The organism is Streptomyces luteosporeus (assembly GCF_039532865.1).
Lineage (GTDB): Bacteria > Actinomycetota > Actinomycetes > Streptomycetales > Streptomycetaceae > Streptomyces > Streptomyces luteosporeus.
Window position 1 is genome coordinate 393,829 of sequence record NZ_BAAASL010000002.1, and the last position, 13,005, is coordinate 406,833.

A 13,005-nucleotide genomic window follows, 5' to 3' on the forward strand; every position below is an offset into this window, starting at 1 on the left:
GGGGCGACCGCTCGATGCAAGGTGCTGGAGGATCCGTGGACCTGTCCCTGTCGACCGAGACCGTAGACAACCGCACGGTTGTCCGGGTCGGTGGCGAGATTGATGTGTACACCGCGCCCAAGCTGCGTGAGCAGCTGGTCGAGCTTGTCAACGACGGCAACTACCACCTCGTCGTGGACATGGAGGGCGTCGACTTCCTCGACTCCACCGGGCTCGGCGTCCTGGTCGGCGGGCTCAAGCGCGTACGGGCCCACGAGGGCTCGCTGCGGCTGGTCTGCAACCAGGAGCGCATCCTGAAGATTTTCCGGATCACCGGTCTGACCAAGGTGTTCCCGATCCACACGTCGGTCGAGGAAGCGGTTCAGGCGACCGACTGACGTCCGGGCGGCGGTACGGCCCCGGCCGGCCGGGAGGGCCGTCCGCCCGCCCCGGGCACCGCCGTATAGTCGCGCCGGGGGCGTGGCCACGAGGCTCCGGCCCCTCCGCGAGCCCGCCCTGTTCCGGCAGAGGGAACGAGGGCACGTACCACCGAGGGGGATGGCATGGCCACCGTCGAACTGCTCTTCAGCGCCCTTCCCGAGCACGTCCGCACGGCCCGGCTCGTGGCGGCCGCGGTGGCGCGCCGGGCGGGGGTCGACGAGGCCGTGCTGGACGAGGTCCGGCTGGCCGTGGGCGAGGCCTGCTCGCGCGCGGTGAGCCTGCACACCGGTCACGGGCTCTCCAGCCCCGTGAAGGTCGTCCTCACCGAGGACGAGAAGAAGTTCTCCATCGAGGTGGCCGACGAGGCGCCTCATCCCACCGCTGTCGTATCGACCGCGGGCGCCGGCCGGCAGCCCGCCGCGGCGTCCTCGGCGGCCTCCGCTTCGTCTTCCGTTTCCGCGCCGCCCGGCGGGCCCTCCGGCGCCACGGTCGCCGGCGAGGACGCCGAGAGCGAGGACGACATGGGCCTGGCCGTGATCAGCGGGCTGGTCGACGACGTCGAGGTGACGGCGGGCGAGTCTGGCGGGCTGATCCGCATGAGCTGGCCGACCACGACGCCGCCGGTTCCGGCGTAGCCGGCGCGTCGGCCCCGTCGGCCCCGCCGGCGGCGGGGCCGACGGGGAACCTGTCCGCCCCCCTCGCCCTACCGTGCGGCGTTCAGCCGTAGCGTTCCGGCCGCTTTCTGCTGTAGCGCGGGGCCCGGTCCGGGCCGTATTCGCCGTCTCCGGCGAGGTCGCCGCCCGCTAACGGCGTTAACGACGCCGCATTTCCGATCTTCACCTCCGGGCCCCTGCAATGGTCCGGAATGCGGATCCGGCGAACCGGGCCACCACCGGTTCACCGCCGATCCACCGTCGATCTTCACGGTTTGTGGATTTCCCTCCGCTTCCCCCTCCGCCTCCTTTTCCTGATCTTCACCGCGGCAGACTCATTCCGTTTCCCGCGCTCTGTTTTGATCTCGCCATGCTCCCTACAATCCGTCCATCTTGAGCTCAGGACGCCTGAGCGCAGCGGCTGTCCTGCGGCCCTGCTCCACGGCCGCGGGCCGGTTACGTGCGCCCATGTGCCAAACGTCAGGGAGGACGAATGGCGGGGCCTCTTACCCCTCAACAGGTGGACCACACCCGGAATCTGGCGGTCGAGCTGACCGACGGCAACCGCACCCTGGTCATGGTGATCGCCGCGGTGGCGATCGCGGCGCTCGTCGTGGCCGTGGTGCTGCTGCGACAGGTGCTTTCGGCCGGTGAGGGCACCGACAGCATGAAGAGAATCGCCGCGGCGGTGCAGGAAGGCGCGAACGCCTATCTCGCCCGGCAGTTGCGCACCCTCGGCGTCTTCGCCGTGTTCGTGTTCTTTCTGCTCATGCTGTTGCCGGCCGACAACTGGTCGCAGCGTATGGGTCGTTCGCTGTTCTTCCTCATCGGTGCGTTGTTCTCCGCCGCCACCGGCTATATCGGCATGTGGCTCGCGGTGCGCAGCAATGTGCGGGTGGCGGCAGCGGCGCGTGAGGCGAGCGCCGGCAGCAAGGCCGGTAGCGCGGCCGAGGCCGCGGGCGAGCCCGAGCGGGATCTGACGGCCGTCTCCCACCACGCCATGAGGATCGCGTTCCGTACGGGTGGTGTCGTCGGGATGTTCACCGTCGGCCTGGGTCTGCTGGGCGCCTGTTGCGTCGTCCTCGTCTACACGGCCGACGCGCCCAAGGTCCTGGAGGGCTTCGGCTTCGGGGCGGCGCTGCTGGCGATGTTCATGCGGGTCGGCGGCGGCATCTTCACCAAGGCCGCGGACGTGGGGGCCGACCTGGTCGGCAAGGTGGAGCAGGGCATCCCGGAGGACGACCCGCGCAACGCCGCCACCATCGCCGACAACGTGGGCGACAACGTCGGCGACTGCGCGGGCATGGCGGCCGACCTCTTCGAGTCCTACGCCGTGACCCTCGTGGCCGCGCTCATCCTCGGCAAGGCGACCTTCGGCGACGCGGGCCTGGCCTTCCCCCTCCTCGTCCCCGCCATCGGCGTGGTCACGGCGATGATCGGCGTCTTCGCCGTCGCCCCGCGCCGCAAGGACCGCAGCGGCATGACCGCGATCAACCGCGGGTTCTTCGTCTCGGCGGTCATCTCGCTCGTCCTCGTGGCGATCGCGGTCTTCGCCTACCTGCCCTCCAGCTACGCCGACTTGGCCGGCGTCACCGACGCCGTCGTCCGCGACCACGACGGCGATCCGCGCGTGCTCGCGCTTGTCGCGGTCGCGATCGGCATCGTCCTCGCGGCGCTCATCCAGCAGCTCACCGGCTACTTCACCGAGCCCGGCCGGCGGCCCGTGCGGGACGTCGGCAAGTCGTCCCTGACCGGTCCGGCGACCGTGGTGCTGTCGGGCATCTCGGTGGGGCTGGAGTCGGCGGTGTACTCGGCGGTGCTGATCGCGCTGAGCGTGTACGGGGCGTTCCTGCTCGGCGGTACGTCGATCATGCTGGCGCTGTTCGCCGTGGCCCTGGCCGGCACGGGCCTGCTGACGACCGTCGGCGTCATCGTCGCGATGGACACCTTCGGCCCGGTCTCCGACAACGCCCAGGGCATCGCCGAGATGTCCGGCGACGTCGAGGGCGCCGGCGCCCGGGTGCTCACCGACCTCGACGCGGTGGGCAACACGACCAAGGCCATCACCAAGGGCATCGCCATCGCCACGGCCGTGCTCGCGGCCGCCGCGCTCTTCGGCTCGTACACCGACGCGATCAAGACGGCGGTGTCGGACGTCGGCGCTAAGGCGGACGAGATGGGCCTGCGCCTGGACATCTCCCAGCCCAACAACCTCGTGGGCCTCGTGCTCGGCGCGGCCGTCGTCTTCCTCTTCTCCGGTCTGGCGATCAACGCGGTGTCGCGGTCGGCCGGTGCGGTGGTCTACGAGGTGCGCCGGCAGTTCCGCGAGCACCCCGGGATCATGGACTTCAGCGAGAAGCCGGAGTACGGGCGCGTGGTGGACATCTGCACCAAGGACGCCCTGCGCGAGCTGGCCACTCCCGGGCTGCTGGCGGTCATGGCGCCGATCGCGGTCGGCTTCTCGCTGGGCGTCGGCGCGCTCGGCGCGTACCTCGCCGGGGCCATCGGTACGGGCACGCTGATGGCGGTCTTCCTCGCCAACTCCGGTGGCGCGTGGGACAACGCCAAGAAGCTGGTCGAGGACGGCCACCACGGCGGCAAGGGCAGCGAGGCGCACGCGGCGACGGTCATCGGCGACACGGTGGGCGACCCGTTCAAGGACACCGCGGGCCCGGCCATCAACCCGCTGCTGAAGGTGATGAACCTGGTGGCGCTGCTCATCGCGCCCGCCGTCGTGAAGTTCTCCTACGGGGCCGACGCCAACAAGGGACTGCGAATCACCGTTGCGCTGCTGGCCGTTGCCGTCATCGTGGTGGCGGTCTACCTCTCCAAGCGGCGCGGTGTCGCCGTGGACGACGGCGACACCGCGCGCTCGGCCGAGCCGGTCGACCCGGCGGTGGTGTCCTGACGGACCCGGACCCGGACCTGAACCCCGGCCCGGACCCGACGCCGTTTCCGGCGCCGGGTCCGGGGAGCACGCCGTGTGCCCGGGCCGCATCGTCGTGCGGGTGCGGTGAATGCCACGCCCAGCAGGGTGCAAAAGGCATGAAATACGGGCATACGGTGTGCTCGGCTCCCGGCCCCCGCCGCCTGGACGTGTAAGTTCCGGGGCCGAGAGCCATTGAAGGGACCAATCCGGTGAACAAGAAGCTTGTGGCTGCACTGTCCGGCGGGGCGGCACTTGTCCTGGCGCTGACGGGCTGCGGCGGCGGTGACGACAACGGCAAGAAGCTGGACGACTGGGCGAAGAAGGCCTGCGACCAGATGCAGCCGCAGGTGAAGAAGATCACCGAAGCCAACGCCTCCATCGCCGCGATGCAGAGCGAGGTGGACTCCAAGAAGGTCCAGCAGACGGATTCCACCGCCTTCCAGACCAACGTCGACGCCTACAAGGCGCTCGCCGCCTCCGTCGACCGCGCCGGTGCGCCGCCGGTCAAGGACGGCGAGACCAACCAGAAGAACGCCGTCAAGGCGCTCAACGACCTCTCGGTCGCCTACGCGAACCTCAAGAAGCGCGTCGATGCGATGGACACCGGCGACAAGAACAAGTTCGGCGACGGCCTCAAGGGCATCGCCGCCGACATGCTCAAGCTCAGCAGCCAGAGCAACGATGCCCTCAAGAAGCTGCAGTCCGGTGACGTCGGCAAGGCCATGACCAAGCAGCCGGGGTGCAAGGTGCCTGCGGCGAGCACGACGCCGGGACAGAAGGCGTAACCGGCGCTGTCCGCTGCGGAGCACCGGCGGGGGCAGCGCGCCGGGGCTTCGCCCACCATGACAATGGTCCGGTGAGTACGACGCACCTGCCCACTGCCGATCCTGCGCGCACCGCTCGGCTGCGCGACGCCCTGCTCCGGGCGGCCTTCACCGCCGACGGCCTCCTGGAGCTGCTGGGCGCCCCCGCCTACGCTGCGCTCGCCCGCAGCGAGACCGTGCCCGCCCTGCGCGCCACGCGCGGCGACGGGCCGCTCGAGACGCTCGTGCGGCTGTTCCTGCTGCAGCAGTCCGTCGGCCGGGTCCGCGCGGCCGCCGCGCTGCCGCTGGAGGACTGCCTGGCCGACGGCTGGCTGCTGCCCGACCCCGCGGACGCGGAACAGGTGCGCGCCGGCGTCGACGTGCGCCCCTACAGTGGCCCGGAGGGCCAGGACTGGTGGATCGTCTCCGACCTCGGCTGCGCGGTCGGCGGGGCCGGCGGCATCGGCGGCGACAGCGGGGGCCCGGCGGGGGTGCCGCGGTCCGAGCTCGTCCTCGGCGTGGGCGGCGCGTCCACGACGCTGGCGGGGATCACCGTCCGTACGCCCGTCGGGCGCGCCCTGGACCTGGGGACGGGTTCCGGCATCCAGGCGCTGCACGCGGCCCAGCACGCCGAGCGGGTCACGGCCACCGACCTGAACCCGCGCGCGCTGCACTTCGCGCGGCTCACGCTCGCACTCTCCGGCGCGCCGGAGCCCGATCTGCGGCAGGGCTCGCTCTTCGAGCCGGTCGCGGGCGAGACCTTCGACCTGATCGTCTCCAACCCGCCGTTCGTGATCTCCCCGGGTGCCCGCCTGACGTACCGCGACGGCGGCATGGGCGGCGACGACCTGTGCCGGACGCTGGTGGAGCAGGCGGCCGGCCGGCTGAACGAGGGCGGCTACTGCCAGCTGCTGGCGAACTGGCAGCACGTCGAGGGCGAGGACTGGCGCGAGCGCCTGTCCTCCTGGGTGCCGCGCGGCTGCGACGCGTGGATCGTGCAGCGCGAGGTCCAGGACGTCGCCCAGTACGCGGAGCTGTGGCTGCGCGACGCGGGCGACCACCGTACGTCCCCGCAGGAGTACGCCGCCCGCTACGACGCGTGGCTGGCGGAGTTCGAGGCGCGGCGGACCAAGGGCGTCGGATTTGGCTGGATCACGTTGCGCCGTACCGGCGCGCAGCGCCCGTCCGTGATCGCGGAGGAATGGCCGCACCCGGTCGAGCAGCCGCTGGGGGAGACGGTGCGCGCCCACTTCGCGCGCCAGGACTTCCTGCGCACGAACGACGACGCGGCGCTGCTGGCCACCCGCTTCCGGCTGGCCGACGAGGTCGTCCAGGAGCAGGTGGGCCTGCCGGGCGCGGAGGACCCCGAGCACGTCGTCCTGCGGCAGAACCGCGGGATGCGCCGCGCCACCAAGGTGGACACGGTCGGTGCCGGTTTCGCCGGCGTGTGCGACGGCACACTGCCCGCCGGCCGGATCCTGGACGCCATCGCCCAGCTGGTGGACGAGGACCCGGTCCTGCTGCGGGACCGTACGCCGGAGGCCATCCGGATGCTCGTCGAACAGGGCTTCCTGGCACCGGCCGACTCCTGACCGCCTTCCTGATCGCCTTCCGGATCGCCGCAGGTGGGACGGGGGAACGGGGCCGGACGACGCGCGAGAGGGGAAGAAAGAGGGGGCGGGTTCGCGTCATGTTTGACGAGGGGCGTCGAAGGGGCGTCCCCCCGTCGCCCGTCTTGACGGGCCCGGCACCCCGGCCCGAATGTGACCGCGGGGCCTCCGGGCCCGTGGTGTGACGGTCCGGGCGGCAGACAGGACGCTTGTCGGGTTACCGTTCGAGTGGCGTTGCGGGCTTTTTCCGTTTGACACGGGGGCGGGATGTACCGTCACACTCCGCAGCGTCACGCAACGCCCACACCGAAACGCCCACACCGAGTGTCGACCGGAAGAAGAGCGAAGTTGTCCCCGACCAGCGAGACCGCACAGGGCGGCCGCCGACTCGTCATCGTCGAGTCGCCTGCCAAGGCGAAGACGATCAAGGGCTACCTCGGCCCCGGATACGTCGTCGAGGCGAGCGTCGGGCACATCCGTGACCTGCCGAACGGGGCCGCCGAGGTCCCGGCGAAGTACAAGGGCGAGCCCTGGGCGCGCCTCGGCGTGAACGTCGAGAAGGACTTCCAGCCCATCTACGTCGTCAACGCCGACAAGAAGGACCAGGTCAAGAAGCTCAAGGGGCTGCTGGCCGAGTCCGACGAGCTCTTCCTCGCCACCGATGAGGACCGCGAGGGCGAGGCCATCGCCTGGCACCTGCAGGAGGTGCTCAAGCCCAAGGTCCCGGTCCGCCGGATGGTCTTCCACGAGATCACCAAGGACGCGATCCAGGCCGCCGTGGCCAACCCGCGCGAGCTGAACAAGAAGCTCGTCGACGCGCAGGAGACCCGCCGCATCCTCGACCGCCTCTACGGCTACGAGGTCTCGCCGGTGCTGTGGAAGAAGGTCATGCCGCGGCTGTCGGCGGGCCGCGTGCAGTCGGTCGCGACCCGTCTCGTCGTCGAGCGGGAGCGCGAGCGCATCGCGTTCCGCTCCGCCGAGTACTGGGACCTGACCGGCACCTTCGGCACCGGCCGCACCGGCGACGCCGCCGAGCCGGCGAGCATCACCGCACGCCTGGCCGCCGTCGACGGCAAGCGGGTCGCCCAGGGGCGTGACTTCGGTGCGAACGGGCAGCTCAAGGACAGTGCCCAGGTGCTGCACCTGGACGAGGCGAACGCCCGCGCGCTGGCCGCGGCCCTGGCCGACACGTCCTTCGCGGTGCGCTCGGTGGAGTCCAAGCCGTACCGCCGCTCCCCGTACGCCCCCTTCCGCACGACGACGCTGCAGCAGGAGGCCTCGCGCAAGCTGGGCTTCGGTGCGAAGGCGACCATGCAGGTGGCGCAGAAGCTGTACGAGAACGGCTTCATCACCTATATGCGTACGGACTCCACCACGCTGTCGGACACGGCGATCACCGCCGCCCGGGCGCAGGTGACGCAGCTGTACGGCGCCGACTACCTGCCGGAGAAGCCGCGCACGTACGCCGGGAAGGTCAAGAACGCCCAGGAGGCGCACGAGGCGATCCGTCCTTCGGGTGATCGTTTCCGCACGCCCGCCGAGACCGGTCTGACCGGCGACCAGTTCCGGCTCTACGAGCTGATCTGGAAGCGGACCGTCGCCTCCCAGATGAAGGACGCGACCGGCAACTCCGTCACCGTGAAGATCGGCGGCCGGGCGGCCGACGGCCGGGACGCCGAGTTCAGCGCGTCCGGCAAGACGATCACCTTCCACGGCTTCATGAAGGCCTACGTCGAGGGCGCCGACGACCCGAACGCCGAGCTCGACGACCGCGAGCGCCGGCTGCCGACGGTCACCGAGGGCGACGCGCTGACGGCCGAGGAGATCACCGCCGACGGCCACGCCACCAAGCCCCCCGCCCGCTACACCGAGGCCTCGCTGGTCAAGGAGCTGGAGGAGCGGGAGATCGGCCGCCCGTCGACGTACGCGTCGATCATCGGCACGATCCTCGACCGCGGCTACGTCTTCAAGAAGGGCACGGCCCTCGTGCCGTCCTTCCTGAGCTTCGCCGTCGTCAACCTGCTGGAGAAGCACTTCGGCCGGCTGGTGGACTACGACTTCACCGCCTCCATGGAGGAGGACCTCGACCGCATCGCCCGCGGCGAGGCGCAGGCCGTGCCGTGGCTGCGCCGGTTCTACTTCGGTGAGGGCGCGGAAGGCGTCGCGGGCGGCGCCGCCGACGCCGGCAACGGCGACGGCGACCACCTGGGCGGCCTGAAGGAGCTCGTCACCGACCTGGGCGCGATCGACGCCCGTGAGGTGTCCTCCTTCCCCGTCGGCAACGACATCGTGCTGCGCGTCGGCCGCTACGGGCCGTACGTCGAGCGCGGCGAGAAGGACGCCGAGGGCCACCAGCGCGCCGACGTCCCGGGCGACCTGGCGCCGGACGAGCTGACGGTGGAGTACGCCGAGGAGCTGCTGGCCCGCCCGACCGGCGACTACGAGCTGGGCACCGACCCCGCCACCGGCCACCAGATCGTCGCCAAGGACGGCCGCTACGGCCCGTACGTCACGGAGATCCTCCCCGAGGGCACCCCGAAGACGGGCAAGAACGCGGTCAAGCCGCGCACGGCCTCGCTCTTCAAGTCGATGACCGTCGACACGGTGACCCTTGAGGACGCGCTCAAGCTGATGTCGCTGCCGCGCGTCGTGGGCAAGGACGCCGAAGGCGTCGAGATCACCGCGCAGAACGGCCGCTACGGTCCGTACCTGAAGAAGGGCACGGACTCGCGCTCCCTGGAGACCGAGGACCAGATCTTCTCCATCACCCTGGAGCAGGCCCTCGCCATCTACGCGCAGCCCAAGCAGCGCGGGCGGGCCGCGGCCAAGCCGCCGCTGAAGGAGCTCGGCACCGACCCCGTCAGCGAGCGCCCGGTCGTGGTCAAGGACGGCCGCTTCGGCCCGTACGTCACCGACGGCGAGACCAACGCGACGCTGCGCCGTGACGACGACGTCGAGACGATCACGCCGGAGCGCGGCTACGAGCTGCTGGCGGAGAAGCGGGCGAAGGGTCCGGCCAAGAAGACGGCCAAGAAGGCGCCGGCGAAGAAGACCGCCGCCAAGAAGACCGCCGCCAAGAAGACCACGACCGCGAAGACGGCGACCGCGAAGAAGACGGCGGCGAAGAAGACGACCGCCGCGAAGAAGACGACGGCCAAGAAGGCGACCGCCAAGAAGACGGCCGCCGCGAACGCCGCCGACTGACGCGCTGCATCCGGCAACGGGGCGGTGGACCGGGTTCCGATCCACCGCCCCTTTGTCGCATTCGCTCCGGAACATCCACCCGTCCGTGTGTTCGCTTGTGCGTTCGTATTGACAGTCACTATCCGGGCGTTCCGGATAGGCTGGCAGGATGACGCGAGCCGAGCAGCCACCAGTGGAGAGCCCCACCTCCGGAGCACTGGCCGCGGACTCCCGCGAGCGTGCCGTCCGCGCCCTGCTGCGCTTCCGTCCGTTGCGACGGTTGTGGAACGCCCAGTTCACCGGCGGTGTCGGGGACAGCCTCGCCGTCCTCGTCCTGCTGCTGCTGGCACTGCAGGCGGCGGTCGTGGCCGGGTCCTTCGGCGGGGGATACCGCGGCGCGGCCCTCGCGGTCGCCGCGGTCATCGGCGTACGCCTGCTCGCCACCCTGCTCGCCGGTGCGGTCCTGCTGGGCCCGCTGTCCTCGCTCCTCGCCCCGGCCGGCCGGCTCGACCGCCGCTGGACGATGATCGGCGCGGACGGCGTACGGCTGGCGCTGCTCGCCGTCGCACCCACCTGGATCGACTGGACGGGCAGCAGGGCCCTGGTCTGGCTGCTGGTCACCGCCTTCGTCACCGGCGCCGCCGAGCGCGTGTGGACGGTCGCCAAGGACGGCGTCGTCCCCGCCCTGCTGCCGGCTCCGCCGCCGGAGGGCGCCGCGGTCCGGCCGCTGCCGGACCACGAGGACGCGCTGCGGCGCCTGTCCCTGCGCACGGCGTACGTCGCCCTGCCCGTCGCGGCCGCCGCGTTCGTGGCCGTCACGCTGGTCGGCAACCTGCTGGGCGCCGGCATCGGCTGGTTCCACACGCACCAGGCGGCCCTGGGCTCCTACCTCGCCGCCGCGCTGTTCGCCGTCTCCGCGGCGATCCTGCACCGCTTCGAGCTGCCGCAGCCGCCCCGGCCGCCCCAGGGCGCGAAGCCGCCGCACGCGCGCTCCCCGCTGGAGGGCCTGCGCCGCCCCAAGGACGTCCACGGCGCCGCCGACCGCGGCCGCACCGGGGCCGTCCCCGTCCTCGTCCTGGCCTGCGCCGCCATCGCCGGCGCGGTCGCCGCGGCCGTCGCCGTCGCCGTCCTGCAGGCCGTCGACCTGGGCGGCGGACCCGTCGCCTTCGGGCTGCTCGTCCTCGCCCTCGCCGGCGGACCCGTCATCGGCATCCGCGGCGCCCGCAAGGTGCTCCCCGGCTTCTCCCGCCGCCGCCTGCTCGCCCTGGCACTCGCCCTGACCGGCGCCGCCCTGCTCGCCGCCGGCCTGGTGCCCGACACCACGACGGTGCTGCTGCTCGTCGCGCTGGCCGGCGTGGCCGCCGGCGTCGCCGCCAACACCGGGCACACCCTGCTCGACCAGGAGACCGAGGAGGAGCGCCGGGGCCGCACCACCGACCACCTGCACGCGGTCGTCCGCGTCACCGTGGCGCTGGGCGCCGTCGCCGCCCCCGTCCTCGCCGCGGCCATCGGCCCGCACCGGGTGCAGTCCGGCAGCTTCGTCTTCGCCCACGGCGGCGCCGCCTTCACGCTCATGCTCGTCGGCGCACTGCTGCTGCCCGTCGGCGCGATCGTCCTCGGCCGCACCGACGACCGGCACGGCGTGCCCTTCCACCGCGACCTGATGGACGTCGTGCGCGGCGGCGACGCCCGCGAGGGCACCTCCCCGACCGGCTTCTTCATCGCCTTCGAGGGCGGCGACGGCGCCGGGAAGTCCACGCAGGTCCAGGCGGTCGCCGAATGGCTGCGGGGCAAGGGCCACGAGGTCGTCGTCACCCGCGAGCCGGGCGCCACGCCCATCGGCAAGCGCCTGCGCGCCATCCTCCTCGACGTCTCCTCCGCCGGCCTGTCGGACCGGGCCGAGGCCCTGCTGTACGCGGCCGACCGCGCCGAACACGTCGACTCCGTCGTCCGGCCCGCCCTCGCCCGCGGCGCCGTCGTCATCACCGACCGCTACATCGACTCCTCCGTCGCCTACCAGGGCGCCGGACGCGACCTGTCGCCCACCGAGATCGCCCGCATCTCCCGCTGGGCCACCGACGGGCTCGTCCCGCACCTGACCGTGCTGCTCGACGTCTCGCCCGAGACCGCGCGCGAACGCTTCACCGAGGCCCCGGACCGGCTGGAGTCCGAGCCCGCCGAGTTCCACCAGCGCGTACGCACCGGCTTCCTCACCCTGGCCGCCGCCGACCCGGCGCGCTACCTCGTCGTGGACGCCGCCCAGGAACCGGACGCCATCACGGCCGTCGTCCGCCACCGGCTCGGCCAGGTCCTGCCCCTGTCCGAAGCCGAGATCGCCGAACGAGAGGCCGCCCGCAAGGCCGCCGAGGAAGCCGCCCGCAAGGCCGCCGAGGAGGAAGCCCGCCGCAAGGCGGAGGAAGAGGCCCGGCGCCGGGCCGAGGAGGCCGCCCGCAAGGCCGAACAGGAACGCCTCGAACGCGAGCGGCAGGAAGCGCTCGCCAAGCTGCGCGCCGAGGAGGAGGAACGCAGGCGGCGCGAGGCCGAGGAGGCGCGCAAGGCCGCCGAAGCGGCCGCAGCCGCCGCCGCCGAAGCCGCCGCCAAGGCCGCGGAGGAGGAGCGCCGCCGCCGCGAGGCGGAGGAGCGCGCCCGCGCCGAGGAACAGGAGCGCCTGCGCCGCCGCGCCGAGGAGGAGGCGCGCGCCCGCGCCGAGGCAGAGGAACGCCGCCGCGAGAAGCAGCGGGAGGCCGAGGAGGCACTCCTGCGCGCCGAGCGGGCACGCGTCGCGGCGGAGGCCGCGGCAGCGGCACGGGCCGCGGAAGCGGACGCTGCCGAGCGGGCCCCGGTGGTGGGGACCCCCTCGCTGCGCAAGCGGCGGGAGAACGCCTCCGCGGACGCGCCGACCGTCGAGACGCCGGCCCCGCCGCCGGCGCCGCGATCGAACCCCGACGACGAGACGGCGCTGCTGCCGCCGGTGCCGGTGCTCCCGCCGAACCAGCGGGTGACGTGGGGCGTCGAGCAGCCGCCGGCCGCATCTTCCGATGCGGAGGAGACGGCGGTGCTGCCGAAGCCGGTGGGGCCGCAGGGCCGGCCCGAGAACCCGGTGGACCGGGTGCCCGAGTGGCTGTTCCGGCGCGAGTCGGAGGACGCCGCCGATGCCGGCGATGCCGGCGAGGTCGACGCGACGCGGGAGCTGCCGCGGGTCGAGGACGAGGCGCCGCAGCCGCGGCGCCGCCGCCCGGAGTGGGCGGAGGACGCGCCGACGCTGGCGGACGAGCTGCTCGGCCGCCGGGACGGCGACGACGGCAAGCGGCGCCGCTAGGGCGCCCTGTAGGGGCGCGGGGAACTGCGCGACAAGCCACGACGCGCCCGCAGATGAGCGTCGGCGTCGGCTGCGGGCCGTCGGTGGC

At 72.6% G+C, this 13,005-nt stretch carries 7 protein-coding genes; all 7 read left to right on the forward strand.

Annotated elements, in window-relative coordinates; all coding sequences use genetic code 11:
- Positions 1–35: 35 nt before the first annotated feature.
- Positions 36–377: an STAS domain-containing protein gene (locus ABD361_RS03960; RefSeq protein WP_344433233.1), complete on the forward strand. Its 342-nt coding sequence runs from the start codon at positions 36–38 to the stop codon at positions 375–377.
- Between the two features lie 165 nt (positions 378–542).
- Entirely contained in the window at positions 543–1,055 is a 513-nt protein-coding gene (locus ABD361_RS03965; RefSeq protein ID WP_344433234.1) for an ATP-binding protein, read from the forward strand.
- A 511-nt stretch (positions 1,056–1,566) separates the two neighbouring features.
- Positions 1,567–3,981, forward strand: coding sequence for a sodium-translocating pyrophosphatase (locus tag ABD361_RS03970; protein WP_344433235.1), 2,415 nt, complete (start codon positions 1,567–1,569; stop codon positions 3,979–3,981).
- A gap of 230 nt (positions 3,982–4,211) precedes the next feature.
- Complete coding sequence (locus ABD361_RS03975) at positions 4,212–4,787, forward strand: small secreted protein (protein WP_344433236.1); 576 nt, start codon at positions 4,212–4,214, stop codon at positions 4,785–4,787.
- 71 nt (positions 4,788–4,858) lie between these two features.
- Positions 4,859–6,397, forward strand: coding sequence for a DUF7059 domain-containing protein (locus tag ABD361_RS03980; RefSeq protein ID WP_344433237.1), 1,539 nt, complete (start codon positions 4,859–4,861; stop codon positions 6,395–6,397).
- Positions 6,398–6,763: 366 nt separating this feature from the next.
- Positions 6,764–9,619, forward strand: coding sequence for a type I DNA topoisomerase (topA, locus tag ABD361_RS03985; protein ID WP_344433238.1), 2,856 nt, complete (start codon positions 6,764–6,766; stop codon positions 9,617–9,619).
- Positions 9,620–9,767: 148 nt separating this feature from the next.
- Positions 9,768–12,917 carry a dTMP kinase gene (tmk, locus tag ABD361_RS03990; RefSeq protein ID WP_344433239.1) on the forward strand — a complete coding sequence of 1,050 codons (3,150 nt, stop codon included), beginning with the start codon at positions 9,768–9,770 and terminating at the stop codon, positions 12,915–12,917.
- The last annotated feature ends 88 nt before the right edge of the window (positions 12,918–13,005 follow it).